This is a genomic window from Enterobacter hormaechei ATCC 49162, assembly GCF_001875655.1.
Taxonomy (GTDB): Bacteria; Pseudomonadota; Gammaproteobacteria; order Enterobacterales; family Enterobacteriaceae; genus Enterobacter; species Enterobacter hormaechei.
The window spans coordinates 498,579-519,013 of the sequence record NZ_MKEQ01000001.1 but is presented as its reverse complement, the minus strand read 5'-3'; the positions used below and the strand labels follow the sequence as shown (position 1 = coordinate 519,013).

General features: G+C 49.4%; 16 protein-coding genes. 10 read left to right on the top strand and 6 right to left on the bottom strand.

What is annotated here, in order from left to right; translation table 11 throughout:
* Positions 1 to 15: 15 nt before the first annotated feature.
* Positions 16 to 600, bottom strand: coding sequence for an NUDIX hydrolase (locus BH712_RS02575; RefSeq protein WP_001190898.1), 585 nt, complete (start codon positions 598 to 600; stop codon positions 16 to 18).
* 86 nt (positions 601 to 686) lie between these two features.
* Between BH712_RS02575 and BH712_RS02570 the strand changes: the two genes are divergently transcribed.
* Both BH712_RS02570 and BH712_RS02565 read left to right on the top strand, forming a co-directional pair.
* The gene (locus tag BH712_RS02570) at positions 687 to 1,445 is read left to right on the top strand and encodes a DeoR/GlpR family DNA-binding transcription regulator (RefSeq protein WP_006810648.1); all 759 of its coding nucleotides are present in this window, start codon (positions 687 to 689) and stop codon (positions 1,443 to 1,445) included.
* A 104-nt stretch (positions 1,446 to 1,549) separates the two neighbouring features.
* Positions 1,550 to 2,842, top strand: coding sequence for a glycoside hydrolase family 28 protein (locus tag BH712_RS02565; RefSeq protein WP_006810649.1), 1,293 nt, complete (start codon positions 1,550 to 1,552; stop codon positions 2,840 to 2,842).
* Between the two features lie 4 nt (positions 2,843 to 2,846).
* Here the strand turns inward: BH712_RS02565 and BH712_RS02560 are convergent, their stop codons facing one another.
* A complete protein-coding gene (locus BH712_RS02560; RefSeq protein WP_032673833.1) occupies positions 2,847 to 3,464 on the bottom strand; it encodes a CatB-related O-acetyltransferase in 618 nt (205 codons plus the stop codon).
* A gap of 377 nt (positions 3,465 to 3,841) precedes the next feature.
* Here BH712_RS02560 and BH712_RS02555 point away from each other — a divergent pair, with 377 nt between their 5' ends.
* From BH712_RS02555 to BH712_RS02540, 4 genes are read left to right on the top strand one after another with little or no spacing between them, the layout of a single operon-like run.
* Positions 3,842 to 5,182: a site-specific integrase gene (locus tag BH712_RS02555; RefSeq protein ID WP_001459747.1), complete on the top strand. Its 1,341-nt coding sequence runs from the start codon at positions 3,842 to 3,844 to the stop codon at positions 5,180 to 5,182.
* Complete coding sequence (locus tag BH712_RS02550; RefSeq protein ID WP_006810651.1) at positions 5,169 to 6,734, top strand: site-specific integrase; 1,566 nt, start codon at positions 5,169 to 5,171, stop codon at positions 6,732 to 6,734. Before BH712_RS02555 ends, BH712_RS02550 begins: the two co-directional genes overlap by 14 nt.
* The gene (locus BH712_RS02545; RefSeq protein ID WP_006810652.1) at positions 6,718 to 9,084 is read left to right on the top strand and encodes a hypothetical protein; all 2,367 of its coding nucleotides are present in this window, start codon (positions 6,718 to 6,720) and stop codon (positions 9,082 to 9,084) included. Before BH712_RS02550 ends, BH712_RS02545 begins: the two co-directional genes overlap by 17 nt.
* Positions 9,084 to 9,518: a hypothetical protein gene (locus tag BH712_RS02540; RefSeq protein ID WP_001214175.1), complete on the top strand. Its 435-nt coding sequence runs from the start codon at positions 9,084 to 9,086 to the stop codon at positions 9,516 to 9,518. Before BH712_RS02545 ends, BH712_RS02540 begins: the two co-directional genes overlap by 1 nt.
* A gap of 204 nt (positions 9,519 to 9,722) precedes the next feature.
* Here BH712_RS02540 and BH712_RS02535 read toward each other — a convergent pair whose 3' ends face one another.
* Positions 9,723 to 10,055, bottom strand: a complete 333-nt coding sequence (locus BH712_RS02535; protein WP_024189840.1) for a helix-turn-helix domain-containing protein — start codon at positions 10,053 to 10,055, stop codon at positions 9,723 to 9,725.
* Between the two features lie 97 nt (positions 10,056 to 10,152).
* On the opposite strand from BH712_RS02535, the gene BH712_RS02530 reads away from it, so the two are divergent.
* Positions 10,153 to 10,713 carry a hypothetical protein gene (locus BH712_RS02530; protein ID WP_001543770.1) on the top strand — a complete coding sequence of 187 codons (561 nt, stop codon included), beginning with the start codon at positions 10,153 to 10,155 and terminating at the stop codon, positions 10,711 to 10,713.
* Positions 10,714 to 11,020: 307 nt separating this feature from the next.
* Positions 11,021 to 11,317 carry a helix-turn-helix domain-containing protein gene (locus BH712_RS02520; RefSeq protein WP_000379666.1) on the top strand — a complete coding sequence of 99 codons (297 nt, stop codon included), beginning with the start codon at positions 11,021 to 11,023 and terminating at the stop codon, positions 11,315 to 11,317.
* A gap of 88 nt (positions 11,318 to 11,405) precedes the next feature.
* Here the strand turns inward: BH712_RS02520 and BH712_RS02515 are convergent, their stop codons facing one another.
* Together BH712_RS02515 and BH712_RS02510 are read right to left on the bottom strand one after the other, a co-directional pair.
* Positions 11,406 to 12,824: a UvrD-helicase domain-containing protein gene (locus BH712_RS02515; protein ID WP_001134628.1), complete on the bottom strand. Its 1,419-nt coding sequence runs from the start codon at positions 12,822 to 12,824 to the stop codon at positions 11,406 to 11,408.
* Positions 12,814 to 14,550, bottom strand: a complete 1,737-nt coding sequence (locus BH712_RS02510) for an ATP-dependent nuclease (protein WP_001543766.1) — start codon at positions 14,548 to 14,550, stop codon at positions 12,814 to 12,816. The genes BH712_RS02515 and BH712_RS02510 overlap by 11 nt, the downstream gene beginning before the upstream one ends.
* A gap of 345 nt (positions 14,551 to 14,895) precedes the next feature.
* Here BH712_RS02510 and BH712_RS02505 point away from each other — a divergent pair, with 345 nt between their 5' ends.
* A complete protein-coding gene (locus BH712_RS02505; protein ID WP_006810654.1) occupies positions 14,896 to 17,694 on the top strand; it encodes an SEC-C metal-binding domain-containing protein in 2,799 nt (932 codons plus the stop codon).
* A gap of 283 nt (positions 17,695 to 17,977) precedes the next feature.
* On the opposite strand, the gene BH712_RS02500 is transcribed toward BH712_RS02505, so the two are convergent.
* Positions 17,978 to 19,120 (bottom strand): AlbA family DNA-binding domain-containing protein, encoded by a 1,143-nt coding sequence (locus BH712_RS02500; RefSeq protein ID WP_032673835.1) that lies wholly within the window; start codon positions 19,118 to 19,120, stop codon positions 17,978 to 17,980.
* Here BH712_RS02500 and BH712_RS02495 point away from each other — a divergent pair.
* The gene (locus BH712_RS02495; protein WP_420890501.1) at positions 19,046 to 20,350 is read left to right on the top strand and encodes a sulfatase-like hydrolase/transferase; all 1,305 of its coding nucleotides are present in this window, start codon (positions 19,046 to 19,048) and stop codon (positions 20,348 to 20,350) included. The genes BH712_RS02500 and BH712_RS02495 overlap by 75 nt on opposite strands.
* Positions 20,351 to 20,435: the final 85 nt, after the last annotated feature.

Genomic DNA, 20,435 nt, shown 5'->3' with positions numbered 1-20,435 from the left:
TGGCTAATTGTGGGATTATAAAATGCCTTTCAGGGCCAGGTGATACAGCAGCATGATGGTTTTTCCGTCGACAATCTGGCCATTCTCAATACCCCGAAGCGCATCGTCCAGCGTCATTTCCAGCACGTCGATATCTTCCCCCTCTGCTTTAACGCCGCCGCCCGCGCTGGTCCGATCCTGCGGATGATATTCCGCCAGATAGAAGTAGAGTTTTTCGGTAACGGAGCCAGGGCTCATATAGGCCTCAAAAATTTTCTCTACGCGCGTCACCTTAAACCCGGTTTCTTCTTCCGCTTCGGCTTTAATCCGGCTTTCCGGGTCAAGGTTATCGAGCAACCCGGCGGCCGCCTCAATGAGATCCTCTTCGTGACCATTGATAAACACCGGGAAACGGAACTGCCGTGTCAGAATCACGGTTTTGCTGTCGCGATTATAGAGCAGGATCGTCGCGCCATTCCCGCGGTCATACACTTCACGCTCTTGTCGCTGCCAGTCGCCATCGCTGCGCTGGAGGTCAAAAGTGTATTTTTTCAGGTTATACCAGTTGTCGGACAACGTTTCGCTGTTGATGATGCGTATATCTGCACGTTTTGATTGCACGTTTGGCTCTCCTCTCGTAGAGTGAGCATCATAAACAGCACCATCGTGCAAATACAAGATGTATCGTGCAACATCAGGAATAAATCATGCTCACAAGTCAGCGCAAACAGTTGATTCTGGAAAAACTGGAGGCGGAAGGCCAGGTGCAGTCTACTGCGCTAAGCCTTTTTTTCTCGGTATCTGAGGACACTATCCGCCGGGATTTACGTGAACTGGCGGCAGAAGGGCGTTTGCAGCGTGTCCACGGCGGCGCACTGCCAGCATCTTCAGCGGTTGCGCCTTTTGCCGAACGTCAGTCCGTTAAAATGGATGCAAAAAAACGCGTGGCACGTCGGGGCGCGCAGCTCATTTCACCGGGGCAGGTGGTGATCATCGATGGCGGGACGACCACCTCCGAACTTATTACGTTCTTGCCACCCGATTTGCAAATAACCGTGGTGACGCACAGTCCGGGTATCGCATTGGGGCTGGTCGACCATCCATGCATAGAGGTGATCCTGATTGGCGGTCGTTTGTATAAACACTCCATCGTCACGGTCGGTGCCGCCGCTATTGAAGGCATCAACAATATTCATGCGGATCTGTTTTTCATGGGTGTCACCGGTGTGCATCCTGAGGCCGGGCTGACCACCGGAGATTATGAAGAAGCGTGCATCAAACGTGCATTTTCCGGCAGAGCGGCGGAAACGGTGGTACTGGCCTCACCGGAGAAGATCAACACGGCCTCGGCGTTTGTAATTGGCGACCTGTCGCGGGTGAATACGCTGGTTGTTGATGACACAACGGATGAGCGCTGGGTCAAGGCGATGAAAGAAAAGGGCATTGCGGTGATCGCAAGCCAGTAAATATCTGCTTTTTTGCCAGCCTGAGCGCGTGGCTGTCAAACAGACAAAGGTTATCCGTCACGCTGATTCCTAGACTAAGGCTTTCATCTGTTTAAGGACAAGCCATGAAAGCGATCTCCATTCTGGCGTGCGGCGCGGACCCAACCGCGCAACGTCTGTCAACATCCGCCATTCAGCAGGCCATTGATAACGCTCAACAGAATGACGTCATCGTTATTCCGCCAGGGCGTTTTCTGACCGGCGCACTTTTCCTGAAAAGTGGTGTTTCGCTTCACCTGGACGCTGGCGCGCAGCTCGTGGGGAGCCAGGATCTGGCTGATTACCCCCTGATTAATACCCGGGTTGCTGGCATAGATATGCGCTGGCCAGCAGGCATTATCAATATCATTGAGTGTGAAAACGTCAGCATTACCGGTACGGGCACGATAGACGGGCAGGGTGCCATTTGGTGGCAACGCTTCTGGGGAGATGACGAGCGCAGCGGCATGGTCGAGGACTACAGCGCCAGAGGATTGCGTTGGGTGGTTGATTACGACTGTCAGCGACCGCGCAATATCCTGATCTTTGAAAGTCAGACCATTTTGCTGCGTGATTTCACCAGTCGGGAGTCCGGATTCTGGAACATGCATCTCTGTTATTCGCGCCATATCGAGGTTGAAGGCGTGCAGATCAGCAACTCTGCGGGGCCGAGCACCGACGGGATCGATATCGATTCCTGTGAGCAGGTGCGGGTCGAACGCTGCATCGTTTCCTGCAATGACGACAATATCTGCATCAAATCAGGACGAGGATACGAAGCGGCGCAAAAAGCACGTACCGCCCGGGATATAGTCATTCGCGGATGTACGCTGAATAAGGGATCCGGGATCACGCTGGGGAGCGAAACCTCAGGCGGCATTGAACGCGTCCTGATTGAAGATAACGCGTTTAACGGCACAGGCGTCGGGTTTCGCATTAAGTCTGCCCGCAACCGGGGCGGGTTTATTCGGGATATCATCGTGCAGAATTTACGGCTTACAGACGTGCGTTTTCCGGTCTTAATCCAGCTGAACTGGTTTCCGCAGTACAGCTATGGCGACCGGGGAGATTTAGCTGATAAACCAGAACACTGGCGCAAGCTGGCCGCAGGTGTCGAGGGAGACGCCGGTCTTACGGTGGTCAGCGGACTGACGATTAATAATATAACGGCGCGTCGCTCAGACAATAAATGCTTCTCGCGGGCATTTTTCATAGAAGGTTATCCGGAGCGTCCTGTGGCCGGGTTAACGCTGGAGGGGATTGTGATTGACGCGACAGAGTTCGGAAAAATTTCTGGTGTGGTTGGCATGCTATTTAAGGATGTGCAGGTGACTGCCGTGGAGATCACACAAGAGTGTAACGACAGTTATGAACGTTAAATCGTTATCGTAAGCTATTTTCTAGTGCGGTGATTTCACCTGACGACAATAATGGCTGGATGGAGACCAGTTTTTCTTCCGGAAGGTCGTATAATTTCAGCGCAAGTATTCGCGTAATCTCGTCTTCAGGAAAACGGTATTTAATCAATTTGGCCGGATTGCCGCCGAAAATCGCATAGGGTGGTACATTTTTTGTTACCACAGCGCCAGCGGCAACCACAGCACCTTCACCAATTGTCACACCAGGCATAATCATCGCCCGCATTCCCAGCCAGCAACCATCGCCCAGTATGGTGTCACCACGGCTAACGTAGGCTTCTTTTATTGATTCCATGAACGGGTATAGGCTGATCCAGTCCATACGATGCGTACTATTTCCTCCCATCAGGATCACGCTCTCGGCGCCAATACAAACAAAATTGCCAATATATAATTTGTCGAGTCGACCAAGGGGTTCCCAGTCACGACTGAACTCGTCCCCAAGTAAATATCTCACGACGGAACGCTCGAATCCTTTATCCCAACAGTCACTGTAATAGCTGTGCGTACCTTTAATGTGAATATTAGGGTTAGTAACGGTCTGATGCAGATATTCTATTTTTGACCAGTGTTTTTCAGTCATTCTGAGGGCCTTTATACTCATGGGTAAGTGGTTAGCCATGTGATGATAAGTTAATTGTTTACGTTGTTTCAACGGTGATTAGCCCCGTGTGGCTTTAAAACAGGTGAATAACGAGTGCACCAGTCTGACTACAATTCTCGTTATCTGACGTTAGTGCGCATAATGTATATTATGTTAAATCACCTACTGTGGTAAATAAGTTCATATGACACTCCCACTAACTGATAAATCAATACGTTAGGATTTCTGATCTCCCTCTCGTTTCTTGCATTAGGTACAGAGTACATTCTCTTCATATCCATGATAATTTTGAGGTAAATATTGTGTATTCACTAAAGCAGTTGGTTATCTCAGGCCGTAAAAGGCGATGGATCCTGATGGACTTGGAAACCTCTCTGCCGTTGCTGTATCCCCTTAGGTACCATATTGACCATTTGGCTTTCCGCTCATTGTCCACACAGTCAGCTTCACTTCAATCTGTGAAGTTTTTTTACGAATTCTGGAGGCAAAAGTATGGTGTCTCGTTTTGCTACAGCTTCTATTCATCTGACCACAATCCAGACATTGCTGTCGGTGAAATGCCCGCATTTTGGATGTATCTAGAAAATGGCCACAACGTCCAGTCAAATGTGTTGTCTTTAACGAGAGTCACAAAAGCCAATAGCTTAACTCATACAGTTAGAGTTCGTGCTGTGATCCATTTCATTTCTTTTTTGATTAACACCTACATATCACCTGCATACCGGGATGACTCTCCCAAAGCATTATCACTTTTGGCTTCGCGTTTACACACCCGTTTACAGCTTTGCCGGGAGAATTATCGAACGCTTACATCAAACAAATTTTCGCAACATAGTCACAGCAGCCAAGGATTTCAGAGTTTGTCTGGGGCAATGGTGCTCAGCCTGTATGGAATAATAACCCCCTCTTCTGCCCAAAAGCATAACCCGCTAAATCCTTTCCCTTCCGGGCATCTTCAGTTCCGCAATTTTTTGATTATTCGTCTGTTGTTAAATTATGGTTTACGAACAGGTGAGCTATTGTTGTTAGAGTGCAGCTCAATTAAACCTAATTTAAAAGGTGATAAGTTTAGTTTGATTGTGACAACTGTCGACGAGGCATACGAACCAAGAAAGAATGCGCCATCTCTCAAAAATGCATGGGCTAATCGTGTGTTGGAGCTCGATAAGCAGGATTATATTTTTTTAAGCATTTATATAGCAAAGCTTCGACCAAAAACTGATAAACACGATTTCATCTTTACATCGAGTCAACAGTCAGCGAAGCCTTTGTCCTACACATCAGTTCATTCTATTTTTTCGAAAATAGATCAGGTCTTCACTAACCAATATCCAGAGTACAAATCACCGTTGTACTCTGACTCGTTGCAACGATTGACTCCGCATACAACCCGACATACTTGGGCCTTTTTGACATTGCAAAAAATATGGCATTTAAAATATTTGAAAAGCCAGCAAAATAAAACACACTTTATTGCTGAAGTCCCTTCCCTCTCAGGGATAATGGAAGAAGCCAAAGATGAACTACGACTGATGGGGGGATGGAGTCCGACAAGTCAAATGCCTGATCTATATGCAAAACGTTTCCTGTCTGAGCAGGCTAATGCTGCCAATGTCCAACGAATTATTCAAGACAATGCAGCGCTACATAATACGTTAGATACTATAATGGATAGATATAACGATGACATCATTTGATAATGCATTAAAATCTGACGAAGGGAACTCAGTTTACCCTCCTGATTTAGCTAAGGCTATCTTTGAACTCGATATTCCTGATCGAATTTATCTAAAAACGGCAATGGAGTTTGATGATAAATATATTGTTAACAAAGGAAATAAATGGACTTTCGATTATTCAGGCAGTCGGCGATATCTTGTTTTCAATCAAGATTATATCTCAAATAAATTAAACAAGTATATCTGTTTCAAATATGCATCGACGAGATTTCCAACCAAACTTCCAGCGTTGCACCTTGATTGGAGGAATATCATTTCATATTGTCGAGAACATGGTGGGTTTTCGCTTAGTACGCTCCGATTATTTATCGAAAAAGAGGATATTGATAATGCTACTTTTTATTCCGTGTTATTCGGATTAAAAATACTTTGTGCTGAAACATTCCCAGGTTTCAATCTTGAAGATTACGATGATCTTGAGTTCGTCCCTCGACCGTATCTCGAACATTGGGGGGTTTACCAAGAAATCGATAATATTCTTGACCCTCTTGAAAAAAACATGATTTGCAATGGACTGTTTGAAATGGCTTCGTTGTTACGCGATGGCAAAAGTTTCAGTCACAGCGAAGTGCGCAATGCAGCTATCCTTGGGTTGGCTTATGTAACGGGTGCACGCCCAGTACAACTCGCTAGGCTGGCGGTCAAAGATGTTCGTATCGATACACGAAATCAGGAATCTGGTCTGATTCGATACAGTGTCTTTTTACCATATGCTAAACAAAGACGAGTGACGACAGAGCGGTTATTTCTGGCGATCCCCCCAGAAATTGGGGAGTTAATTATGAACTATACCGTGAGATATAAGAAAAACCCCGAAGATAAACTATTCGATTTCAGCGTTTCAGCTCCGCATTATGTGTCTCAGGCAATTAATCAGGCAATCCTAAATTTCTGTCCTCCTGAATATCAAGCCGCCGTAGCATGTGGCGAAGCTGCATTGCCCACAATTACACCCACTGATTTACGCCACAATGTTGGGCACTCTTTGGCGATGCAAGGTGCTAGCGCTGAAGAGATAGCACATGTACTGGGGCACACCTCTCTTGCCGTAGCTAAATACTACATTATGGCAACTCCCGCGTTGGCCTTGATCCGTGCTAAAGCGCTTGGGTCGAATCCCGTTTGGCAAAATATGGTGGCTATGATGCTCACTGGGGAACTGGTCGACTCAGCACATTGGAAAGGCCATCCAGTGGTGGGACTCGTTGGTGACGAGTTGCATGATAAAATTGGTGGTTGCTCCAGGAACAGTAGTACATGCCCTTTCAGCGAAGTGCGTTCTTGTTACGGCTGTCTGTATTATCGCCCTTTTACGGATGGTGAACATCAGGCTCTACTTGAATGCGTCAAAAAAGAAGTCGATGAACTAATCGCTATTTCAGACGGTGTAGGTAATTCCCGAAATCCGCTCATTTTAATCCATGAAACCACACAGTTTGAAATTGAGTCTGTTATCGCCCGCTGCCGTTTTCATCAGGAACAGGTGAAGTCCAATGAAAAATCACTTTGAGCATTTTCAGGCTTTTATTGAAGAGCAAAAAAAATGGTTCGAACAGCACCTGTCTGCTGATTTTGCCCAAACATGGAATGATCATATCTGGGTAAGTGGTAACCAGGGAAGTGGATGGTTGCGAGGGAACGGCAGAAATACATTACGTTTTGATGAGATGAACAGATTCAAAGGTATTGTAGAACATCTGCCCATCGACAAAGAATATAGTCAGTTCATGAAAGCTATGCTGGTAGTGGTTTACCGACAGGGAAATAGGAGTATGTCGCCAGCGGTGGCAAAGGCAACTTTGATGATTCTGAAACGATGGTACCATGCGATGCTTTATGAGACAGGACAGACCCATCCATCTTACCTGAGCACAGTTGTCATTCAACGAGCGATGGATCTTCTCAGTAGCGTTTCATCTCCTAGTGACCCCAATACAGCTAACTATAAAGGGCGGTGCGTTAGCCTTCAAAAATTGGTCAATCACTTCACATTTACGTTGGTTAAACTGCAATACAACTCTGATGTGAAGTATACCAACAAAACCAACTTGACCCGCAAAGCCCGGGAAACCATGGCGCTGAAACAGCAGGCCAAGCTGTCTGATACCACTACCGATGGTGAAGATGCGTTGATTACCATTCGCGGATTTCTGAACATAGTTGCATTAATCCAGCGGGTGGAAAGTGATGCTGAGAAAATCGCGTTAAATTGCCTGTTGTTATTGGTTATTACCGGCTTTCGCTCCATTGAAGCGTTTAATCTCAGACAGGATGCCCTGTTTAAACGCCAGATTGATGATCCGGCAATCTGCAAACGATTTCAGGACAAGGGATTACCCGATTATTTTCTTGGTATCCGTTATGTTGGTGTCAAAGGTGCTGGGGAGCGAACGCATTGGGTAGAACCGCTGGCAGTACCGCTGGTCGAGAGTATATTCAGTACCGTTAAAATGTTGACCGCACCAATACGCAGCCATCTTACCTATCTACGGGCAAAATCTTTTGCTGATTACCTGCCACAGGCCATCAGCAACATGCCCGGTGAACGAGTCGAACTGGACGATGTGGTGAAGTACATCACCCAAACTACCTCAAGTTTTCGGGGCCGGGCAGGACAACGGGACAAAACATCCAAAGCCCTTAGCAAAAGAGGTGTGCTGCCCGTTCAAGAAATACCAGGCCCGAAAAACAGCAAATCTATCGATTATTCCAAGACTGCTCTCAATCATTACATTAAGACCGAATTTGGCCTGGCGAATGCCAACGAACCCTGTACACACGCCTGGATGGAAAATGGCAAACGCTACCAAGTTAACTACGAGGATCTGCTATTTCTACACGAGAAGGGTTCGCTGGCATTAAAGCGCACACTGGCTTTGCTGGCTACACCGATACCCTTCACTAACACACTTATGAATAAATTCTTAGGCAACGTTGAGCCTGATGGATCAGTATTCAGCAAATATCAATTACTGGAGGAGGATGGCACCTCGACGCGGATGCGTACCCACATTCCCCGGCACAACATCAATACCTTTCTTGCTATTGCGGATATCTCTGACCACTTACAGGCAATGTTGATGGGTCGAGTGGACATCACGCAGAATCAGCATTATCAACATCTGGCGCTTGCAGAACGGCGAAAAGCCGCCTCGTTGGTGCCCTTGCAGCCGATTTCGACAGCACTAACTGTCTCGCCCTCTTCGTCCTCCATTGCTACGCCACTGGATATCGTCAAACGGACCGGCCAACTGGCGGTCACGGAACACATGACTTTGGACAATACCATCAAAGCCAACCTGCATACTTTTGACGATCGGGATGATGTAGCCAGGTTTGTCGAGGCGTCATTTGCTAACGGCCTCTTTGAAGATGTTGCTGCCGCCTTTGAAGAAATCCGCGACGCAGAAGGACCAGAGCAAGCCTCTGACATGGTGGCAAGACATGCCGTGCTGTATCCGCTGAAATTTGGCTCCTGTATGCGGGAAGTTAACCTCTGGGGATGTCCTTATCGACTGAAATGCCAGAGTGCTGCCTTTTGTGAACATTTCACGCTGACAGGCCGGATAGATGAGCTGCCAAATCTGATTGCCAAAAAACAGGCTTTACAGCAAGCACATTCGAAGTTGACCCAACTTACTCAACATCAGCCTGATTACCAGACCAGACTGGCCGACATCGAACGACGGTTACAGCAACTCGAGGCAATACAAGCACAATGGCATCGTCGTGCCAAGACTCAACAACTGGTTGCTGCTGAGAGTGTGTTGTCTGGTGGAGTAATCACCGAGGGCAAAGTCCGTACACTGGCCCAGCTTTTTGCACTTGAATACCAACAATTGATGCAGGAGAATGATTGATGCGCGGCAAGGAACTGAACACACTGATTGAGCACGAATTACAACTGATGCTGGTTGAAGGCTTTGACAAGTCCCCTATTTCCGCCAAGGCCCTGCATATTAGGCTCAAGGCAAAAGGTATCGTTAACGGTGGTTTAAGTACGCTGAGCAGCCTAGAGCGTAAACGCCTAATTGCTGCCTATGTTGACCAGCAACTTGGCCCATTGAATCTACGCCCAAAAGAAAAACAGCAATACGTCAACCGCAAAACCCGTCAGGCTTTGCTGGCCAGAAACCAGCAGTTGCAGGCTGAAGTAAGTGAATTGCGAGACCAATTAGCGCAAAATACCCTTTCGTTGATAGAAATTGTCAAAGCGGTAAAAATCAATTCGGTTATACCGGTGGAAAGCCTGTTGGCCAACCATATGATTCGGGAACTACATAAGTCGTCATAATTCTGACATGGAAGATTTAGCCGACAGCTTCCCGGTTGTCGGCAGAATGCTGGTTGTATTGATAAACATATATTTATGGCTCCCTCTTTTGAGTTTGTTATCTGAGAGGGCGTCTCCCACTGTAATGTCCTGCTTGGTTCATTGCATCAGTGTAATGCTACACTTTCGTTACCTTCAAAAAGTTCAGTCGCTTTATATGTAATATCATTTTTTGTCAGCATGCTTTTCGCCTGGATGCCTTTTGAGTGCTTCGATAAGATTACTTCGCTCTTCCTCTGTCATCCGGGATATGAGTAATGCAAGTTCAGCTGTGGTCTGATCATCACAAAAAAAGTAGTTCAACGGCACGTTTAACTCTGCCGCCATCCGTCGAAGCGTATCAATATCGGGGACATGGCGCCCTTTCTCATAATGATTCATACGACTGCTAGCCGAAGCGGGATCAAACCCAACAAGGAGGCCCAATGAGCGCTGTGATAAACCCGCCCTGCTTCTCGCTTCCTTAAGTCTTTCTGGTATCGGATTTTTTTCAGACACTGATTCATCTTCATTGGCCTCGAATGCTTAGATTGTCTAAGTATCTGCCATTGTTGTATACTTAGCAATCCTAAGTTAACTGCCTTGTTTTAGTCATATGAATAGTCGAGTATCCAACGCTGAGTCGTACATATTTTCCGCAATAATCTATATTGCTAAAGATAACTTCACCAGTAACGATGTGGCTCAAATTCTTATCGAGCGATTTTCACTTCCGAAAAGTTATTTTAAGGCAAAAGCTTTTGCTTATAACCAAATTCAGTGTTTAGTTAGAAAAGGATTATTGAGTAAAGTCAGAAAATCAGGCGCGTATCAATATGTATACTCAGTCACATCTGAATTCAATGTCGTAAAGAAAAGCGTAGAGTTAATTGAGGCACCCAAAAAAAATTCCAGTCAACTTGTTTTAAGTGCTACCAGTCATGAATACAGAAATGTAAATATTCAAATAAGAACTCTTATTGAAAAATACAGCAGCGAGTTGGAAAAAGTATCAGGAGCAAAGGAGATTTATGAAGAGTTGATAATTGCCGTGCCGAGCAGGGAAAATGAATTCAGAAAGCTTTCTCTCGAGCAAGAGAAAAAGCAAATTAAGATAAATGAAAAAATAAACACATTGATTGGGATTTTTAATAAAACCATTGCAATAAGGCAATGACTTTTAAAAAACATTTAAAGTTAAATAAGTCCATGAAAGAGAGAGGGCAAAGCAGAGTCCGCCCTCTCCCTTCACACACTGATAAGCCTCATTACAAAGAGGATAACAGCGTACACCACTATATGCTAGTCCTTAATAAATATAATCCCAGCCAGCGCGAGATGCAACCTTTAAAATTTGAGCAGTATTAGTTAATACAACGAGTTCACCCTTACACCTTGTAAGCTGTAAAGTAATAAGACACCTTACAGGCTGTTTCTTACGAGGAGTGAATTTATTATGAAGTAATCGACATGGCCACCTACTTATGGATACTATTTTTCCCGTTAGACTTCTTAGCCAGTTACGTCCACTTCTAATTGGTTTTCGTAAATCAAAAGGATTAACTCAAAGAGAATTATCTGCCATGTTGGGTGTAACCCAGCAGACTTATGCTCGCCTTGAGTCAAATCCTTCAAAAGCAAGTTTTGAGCGTCTATACAAAGTGTTAAATATTTTAGGGGTGGAGATTTCGCTCAGTTCTGCACCGCTTTCAACTTATACAAACCCTGCAAATTTTGTAGAAAAGGAGTTTGATTCACCGGCAAGGCGTGAGGAATGGTGATAGAAGCCAGGCTATTTGATAGGGCTGTACGTCAGGCACTGCCCTTAAGGAAGGTGCGATTTGCGAGCAAGGGCGCTTTGCATCGGAGTTAGCGGGCCGTCAATATGGGAGTTAGCGAGCACACAACCAGCCGCGAAGATCCCCGCGTCATAGCGACATAGAGGTGTCGTGCATCCATCTCTTCCGGGGATGTGATGACTGCCACCTCCCCTTCCAGTCCCTTTAGCAACAATGTGCTGCCGATTACACGCCGGGCCAATGGTCGACTCTCGTGGCGATTGCGTTCGCGCTCGTTTACCGTGGCGTCTGCAAATGTGCAGCCTCCGGCAGCAGCCGACTGCAAGGCGCGCAAACAACAGCGCAAAACCTCTGGCCGATAGACCCGCGCATTATCCTGGCGGGTCAGAAGGCGCAGTGCCTCAGCGGCCAGCGTAAAACCGGGTCTCTCTGCAAATGCCACTAACGCTGCTTCGGCAACCGTCGGCGGGTTGCGGGCTCGCCCTCTTCGTAGCGTTTCCAGACGGGGCAGCAATGCTGCGGGGCCAACTTGGGTCATGACGCCTGCGGCAAACTGCACCAGGCGCGTCAACGCATCCGCAGCGTCTAGGTTAAACGCTGCACCAAAGTCGGTAAGGTCGACTAAATCGACGGCTTCGACGGTCGTTGCTCCCGGGGTCTGGCTGGCCATCTGCTGACGCCCGCGGGTGTCATAGCTGTTTCCAATCACCAGTACCTGCCCGTTTGCGGTGACAGCGCGTGTCAGGGCTGCAGTAAGGCGCTGCTGAACAACTGTTTCTGCCCGTAACGGCACCCAGGTCACCTCAGCAGGCACCTGGCGAAGGTCAATGGCGTTACCATTCAGCAACATCCGTCGGCAGTCCAGAAGCCAGCGACCGAGCTCCGGCGCCCCTGCGTTAGCCCAGCGCCATGGATGATTGAGCTCACCAATCAGTGGAAAGTGAGAGAGTACATGTGCATCCCAGTCCACGAGCTGGTTCCCCCGAAAGCCAAAAATGGCCTGCATGGGGTCACCCAGTACACAGGCAGGCAGCACCGTTGATAGCGCGGTTACCAGTGCATGTTGCACCAGGTTGCAGTCCTGGTATTCGTCCACGATGAGGTGAGCGTAACTGGCCGCCAGAATATCATTGAGATGCCCTGCCTGCAGCAACTGGCAGGCAGCCTGCCGTATAGCGGGATAGTCAGTTCTGCGATTGCGTAGTTGAAGGACCTCAACATTGAGCCCACTCCGCGCCGGAAACATCGCCACAAGACGCATGGCAAATCCATCAATGGTGGCGATACGGTAGGCCACGGCAGAAACCCCGGCACGTTGCATACGCAGACGCAGTGTTGTCACACCCGCGTTGGTGTGCGTGAGGATAAGTACCGGCCTGGTCCCCGTATGCAGGGCCAGGGTATCCGCAATGATTTGTGTTTTACCGCACCCGGCCGGGGCCGTAATCGCCCCCCGATGATATTCCAGCAGGTTGTAGTCAGGCGGCATGTGCCCACCAGTAAAGCCGGCTAATCAGCGCCTGGAACCCGGCATCGGACGCGGGGAGATGAGGACCGAGGATATCGTGCGCCACATCCTCATACCGGGTCACCGATTTAAACCACCCGTTTCGTCGGTTACGCGCAGTGAGTCCCAATAGTTGTCGTATTTCAGGAGAATAAGGCCCCCCAATCAGGTGCCGCTGTTGCCGAATATGGGCAAGCGTTACCTGACCGTTGGATTGCGTCTGGATATGTGCCGCCACCAGTTCCTCCTCCATAAGCTCAATACCTCGTTGAAGCAGCGCGTCGACGCCTGCATCCGGCAGGCTCATAAACAATTCATCCTCCAGCGCGCGACCGGCTCGCCATGTGATATGTTCTCCACCCGCAGCCTCGAAGGCCTCGACCGTCGCCGGGGTGGGCGGCTTATCCGCATCCACCAGAACCAGCACACGGTAGCCAAGTCGACTCAGTGCTAGCCCACGCACAAAACATCGGTCAGGCTCTCCTCCACCAACATTCACGAATGCGGTTCCTGCACTCAGCATGGAATTACCGTTGAGGGAGGTCCAGTAGTGATCCAGCCCGCGGATTAACCCTACCTCGCTCGCCCCTTCACAGACGATCACGCTACGCGCCAGAAAGGCTTCGGGGTCGGCCCGGACCGTACTTTGAATATCATCGGAAATGCCCACCGGCAGCACCAGGTGGGGTGCTGTCGGATGGCCCCGCACGACAAAGAGCTGGTTGCCATTAAGCTCACGCACGGCCACGGGAGAGTGTGTGGTCAGAAAAACCTGAAGTGGCGGCGGTGTTTCCCTGGCCCCCAGTGAGTTCAGTAACCGGGTAAGCCGATGCGGTTCGAGTCCGTATTCCACTTCATCGACCAGCGCCACGGAGGCCCGTTGCGCGGCAGCACGCTGCATTCCTGCCACCAGAAGACGGGACGACCCCGTACCAAGAGAACGCAGCGGCACACCAGCGGCGTTGTGCAGCGCAATTGCACCATCGCCGATAGAAACCGCGTGAGCGTCCAGTAAGGCCTGAGTCCGACCACCGACCGGCACACCCAACTCATTGGCCTTCTGAGTAACTACGTCCAGCGTTGCCGCGAGTTGTACCGCTGCCTGACCACCGAAACTGGTTCGGGCCTGACGCGCAGCATTTGACAGTTCAGCCCCCAGATTAGGGCGCTCCTCCGTGAGCCGATTAAGCACCGATCCGCGTGCCCAGGACAAATTTGAGCTTGCATAGGTGCCAAATCTCGCCGGTGCGATGAGCAGCCGATCTTTCCAGGCCAGATTGCGTTCCTGACCTAGCACTTCGGCACGCTGAGACACCAGCGTCCAGTTAGGCTCCAGTTCACTGTCGACGCTAAGCCGCAGACACAAAACCGTTTCCAGCCCGAGCTGGGGCTCTTCCTGTATCTGCCCCGTCGCGCTGTTGAATGCCTGCAAATAATTGCCGTAGGTTTCCATTGTCCTCAGCGCATCCGGCAATGACCCCAGGGTCAGGGTAATACTGATGGGCTGAGTCACATCGAGACCAAAAAAATCGGTGTCGCTGAAACTGACATTACGCCGCGCCCCCAGGCACAAATCTATAGCGTCAAGAATGGTGGTCTTGCCACTGTCCCCAGGGCCCATGAGGCAGTTGAGCCCTGGCGAAGGCAACCAGGTCAGCAAACGAATAGATCGGAAGTTCTGGATTTCAACTTTACAAACTCTGACCATGGGACTCTCCCTCTTTTATTCTTTTTGTCCACTCGCCTGTCGTAAAGATAACTACAAATGCGCAGCCAGTGCACTGACACGGATAAAAGTAACGCCCCCGAATTTCTTAATCAATGATATATAGCCTGTTTTACTGACATATCTGACAGCGGGTGGATTTCCTTCAATTTATTGATGTAACACCATACGAACTACATCAGCCTCCACCAGAATATGAGGTGAAATTGTTGCGCACCGATTAATCCGTGTGTTCTGGTCAAACTTTTGGTAGCCATACTTAAGTTCCATTGCGCACGCTGATAGGTAAATCTTGGGTACTTCTGACAAGTAACTTGAGGAACAAAAATGCGGGGAAGCGAAGAAAAATCTACGCCGGATGTTTTGGACTCTGCCCAGTTGGTACGTATTGAAGCCGTACACCGGGGATTCCTTTATCAGCACTTGTATGCCGTTGGCTGCTTGCTGCTGGCACAGAAAGCCAGCGTGGAGGCAGTGACCGTTGAGCTGGATGAGGATATTGAGCTGAACTCCGGGCAGGAGCGCATTTACGTTCAGGTTAAAACCCGCCTGAAACCCATCATTCTCAGCGATGTGTCTAGCGCGCTCGCGCGGTTTGCGGAGCTGCGTAACGAGCACACTGATGGGCGCCGCCAGGGAAGCGCTTCTTTCGTTATCGTCGCCAACCAGGCACCAGGTTCACATCTGCAGAAGATGATTGAGGATAATATGCTTCCTGCGGATGTCCGTTTTATCTGGCCCCAGTCAACCGCTGAGCGCCATCCCGCACTTCCCCCTGCCTGGGACACCGTGGCTGATGCGGCCGCGTGGTGCATCGCGCAAGCAGAGCAACTGAATTTTTCGTTATTGTCGCCAGAATCCCTGATCTGGAAGATGGCCGGTCTGGTCCAGCTCGCCGCCACCGGAGGTGATGCTGACGGACAGCATGCGTTTTATACCCGGGATCTTCCTGCCCTGTTCGAACAACTCATCGTTCAGTTACAGGACTTCCCTGCACCGCCGACACTCTACCGGCCACAAAGAGAGGAACCCTCTTTTGTGTCGGATGAGCGGATACGCATCATTTGCGGCTTGTCCGGTGCAGGTAAAACAGCATGGGCAGCACAGGCTGCCCAGCACAGTACTCAGGCGTGTGCATATTACGACGCTGGCGACCTTCCAGGCCCTGCACTTGCCAGTACGCTGGTTCGTGAGCTGGCAGCCCGGTTTGCGACTCAGGAGCAAGGTGGCCTGCGAAGAATACTGCTCCCTGGTGCCAGTGGCGTTGAAGCGCTGAGAACGTTCGACACCTTCTTGCAGCAACGGAACGACAACCTGCTGCTGGTTCTGGATAATGCGCATCGTATCCCTGTGGAGAACTTGCGGGATGTTCTGCACGCCACAACCCGTATCCATTTTGTGCTGCTGTGCCAGCCCCATGACAATGTCCGTCAACTGGAGGCGATGACTGGACTTCAGCGTGAATCGTTACAGGGATGGGATATCGACACAGTGGCTGCCGCAGTGGCCGACCTCGGTGGGCACGCCAGTGCGCTGGGATATGAGCAGCTACGAAGCTACACCGGAGGGTTGCCGCTGTATGTCGAAAGCGCGGCGAGAGTTGCCGCAGAGGAATACAAAGGGGATATAGACACGCTGTGTGCTGAACTGCGGCAGCAGGAAAACAGTACGGAAACCGCGCAGGAAGTCATTCTCAGCCGTGTCTATCAGGGGTTTGAGCCACTGGTCCAGAACGCTCTGGCGTTGTTCAGTCTGTCCGATGTGGGGCTAAGCCGTGATGAAGTTTCAGAGTACCTTGCCCGCTCATTGAATATCCCTTCAAACGGGGCAGCCACATTAATTAAAAAAATGCGGGCCACCGGAACCATTGAAAACTATGGAAACCAGACGTTAAAGGTACACGATGCTGTCAGGGCGCTGGGGCTGCAACACCTGACCATGATGGACGTGGATATCGTAAATAACGCGTTACTGGCGTTAAAAGATCTTTTGATTGAGAGCCTTCAGCAAGAACGCGACACTTCGCGATTTTCTCTTCTAACGCAGATTTACATCAAGCTTAACGATGTCATGACGCTCATCGCTCTATCTGGTGAAGAGCTGTTTTATGAGATGGGCATTGCTGTCGACATTATGGAAAGCCTGAAACAGGCGACAGCTTCGGACTCTCTGGCGCCTTTACAAAAGTTCTGGGCACTTGATGGGCTCGTTTTTTCCGAGCTTAAAGACGGTGTTTCTGAGCAAATTGCACAATGGCTGGAAGCGATGGGAGCTTTGCTTACAGAACATGAGTTTGGTTACCGGGAACGCACGGCCTACACCATGAAACGGATGCTTTTCTTATCCGAAAAGGGAGACCTTAGTGAAGTGCAAACGCTGGCTGAAGATGCCCGCCCCAGCCTTCCGGATGAGGAGCATGCGCGTATTTTTGACTATAACCATGCTATCGCGCTCTGGAGACTGAAAAGATACAAACAAGCAGAAACACTGTGTCTGAGCGTAGTGAATCGCTACTACGCGTTATTTGGTATTACCCCACAGGATGTCATGGGTAAAAACTCGGATGTGCTGTGGGCAATCATCAACCAGCCTGAAAATGTTCACGAGCACATCAAACATCTGGCCGATGCCCTAGAGTTGCTCGCCAGAATTAATGATGCGCAGGGAAAGGTGTCACCGTTTCTGCGCATTCACGCGATGAAATTTTATAACATGACCGCAGCCCCCGAATCTCTGGTCCGGGTAGGACAGGATCTAGCTGATGAGTTTGTCGCAATAAAGGACTATGTCGGTGCCAGAGAGGTGATGGAGCAATACGTCCTGCCAGTCGTCAATGAAGCCGGTCTAGTACAGCGACTGGTTCAGGTCCGAAGCCAGTACGCCGTTATACTGGCACTTGCAGGCGAACATGAGCAGGCAGAAGCGGAGATGTGTCGGCTAGCCCCCTTTTTTGAAGGGTTAACAGGTGAGCAGCGACTAGAGGTTGAAAATCAGTCGAACTACATCGCGCAGCTTGCTTACAAGGCGGCTAAATCCGAAGTAACGCGATTGTTCGGGGCGGTAGGCAGAAATGAACCTTGTCCCTGCGGGTCGGGAGTAAAGTATAAAAAATGTCATGGAGCCTGAGTGCTGGCTTCGCTATGTTGGACGCGGCCGGGGGCTAAGTCCACGGGAGCCATATCAGGATGCTGTCCACATCGTGCAACCGAGCGCTTTTTATTGGTATTGCCGTTGACTCTCTTAAAGCACATCGTCGTGCGTGGGGCAGTATATGGCCCGCGAAAGTAGGCCAAATTCACCCAAGAGGGAGAAAATACGCGAGTGCGCACTAAAACACGCTATCGTAGCGCTGACCTTTAGTTGCAACGTCAAAAATGAACAACTCCCAGGCAGGGTTACTGGCTTCGGCTCAACGCATATGGTTAAAAACCCACCAGGAAAATTGCCTCTCTACTTCCATTCTTAGTTCTGGGTCAGTTTTCATCGATGCTGTATCAGGCATACCATCCGGACAAAAATCAGCAAGCTGACTTTGAATAAACTTTAGCTTTTCTTCTTTTTCCCCTGCGTTCTCAAACACCATGAATGGCAGCTCGATAATCGGCGGTTTGGTCTGGGTGGTTAACGGCATGGTTATGCCTGAATTACGGCCAGGCAGTGAGTGTAATTCTCTGATATGACTCAACAGATTGTAGGGTAAGGTGTTTTTTACGAAGTAAAAAACGTCTGCATAATAATCAGTTACGAATCCATCCCTTTTTCCTGGATAAGCCAGCGTATCCATCTCTGGAAAGGGAAACTGTAAACCCTCATTTCTGTAATGTACGATTGGCACTCGTTCAAGTACAAGCCCACGGTATTTGAGGATGTATTCATAGTGACAAGGTTGCTCAATGCTAATCGTTGACCACCAGTGTTGTCCTCCTATATCTTTTTCTGTGTAGCCAATATGAATGGCATAATCCGGGTCCAACCGATAATAGGCCTCGCTGATACCGTCATATTCCCAATTGTCGTAATCCAGAAGCAGTCTGACTATGCGGTCAGCGGGTGCCAGGTCCAGGTTAAAGCGCTCTCTCCACATTGCCATGACATCTCCAGGGCTGGCACAGCTAGTTACGGGCGTATTGGCATCTTGTTGCCGGGTGTAAACGACACCGGCTCTGACAGTTTTTCCCTCTTTTATATAGTCCTGGGTCAGATAGTAGGGTTTCATTCTGACGTTACGAATTTGTAGAATAGCCAGCACCTTATGCTGGAGTGTGATGTGGTGCAGCTGAATATCCTCACAATGGTGCTCTGCAAAACTGACTTTTCTTAACAGATCGATTAAATTTGCCTGGTTAAGTTGCTTACCATCTTCCGGCACGCCGGTAATCACCCCTTCATCATTCACGCCAAAAATCAGATACCGGTCACCGTCATGCAGGACGTTTGCCATGCAGAGGATATCGTGAACAAGGGTTGCATTGTTTTGGTGGTAGGTTTGTTTAAAGTCCCACCATGGCCCTTCCTTTCCACTGGCAATCAGTTTTTCGATGGTTTCGTTCATAGTCCCCTCTATCCGAAAAAAGAAGACATTACGATTGCCAGCGCCCTTAAGCAACTGGGCTATGCGACCGGCCAGTTTGGTAAAAACCACCTCGGCGACCGCGATGAGTTCCTGCCCACTGCCCATGGTTTCGATGAGTTCCTCGGTAACCTCTACCACCTGAACGCTGAAGAAGAACCTGAAAACCCGGATTACCCGAAAGACCCGGCCTTCCGTAAAGAGTTCGGCCCACGTGGCGTCATTAAGAGTACCGCAGACGGCAAAATCGAAGATACCGGTCCGTTGACGGTGAAGCGTATGGGTACCGTGGACGAAGAGACGCTGGCGGCCAACAATGACTTTATGGAGCGTCAGGCCAAAGCAGGTAAACCGTTCTTTACCTGGTTCAACACGACGCGTATGCACAACAAAACGCATCTGAAGGATGGCAGCATCGGCGCGACAGGGCTGGGAACGTATGCCGACGGTATGGTTGAACACGACAAGATGATCGGCGAAGTGCTTCAGAAAATCAAAGATCTGGGCATTGAAGACAATACCATCCTGATTTACACCACGGATAACGGCCCGATGACGGCGACCTGGCCAGATGCGGGTGAAACCCCGTTCCGTGGGGAGAAAAATACCGGCTGGGAAGGCGGCTTCCGCGTACCGGCGATGATCCGCTGGCCGGGCCATATCAAGCCAGGCACCATTGTTGACGGCATGTTTGCCAGCTATGACTGGTTCCCAACGCTGGTTGCCGCCGCAGGGGATCCCAACATCAAACAGGAGCTGTTGAAGGGGTATAAGACCTCCTCTATGACCTATAAGGTCCATCTGGATGGGTATAACCAACTCGATTTCCTTCAGGGTAAAGGTGACAACCAGCGTAAAGAGTTCTTCTACTGGAGTGATGACGGTGACCTGCTGGCGATGCGCTACGGTCGCTGGAAAGCGCACTTTATGATTCAGGAGCACACCGGTCTGGATCTGTGGAAGTATCCGTTCACCAAGCTTCGCACACCGATGATCTTTGACCTCGAGATCGACCCGCTGGAAAAAGGCAGCGACGGTATGGGCTATAACTCCTGGTTCTACGACCGTCTGTTCCTGATGGGGGGTGCGCAGAAATACGCGAAAGAGATGCTGGCAACCTTTAAAGAGTTCCCGCCTCGTCAAAAACCAGGTTCGTTCACCATTTCCGATGCGTCAGCCATGCTGGAGCAAGGGTCTGGTATCAACAAGTAACACGCTGTGTCAGGCGGATTGCACATGCAATCCGTCCATTTTTTTGTGATACCTGCGCACATTGTCTGTTATTTCTTCTCAGGGG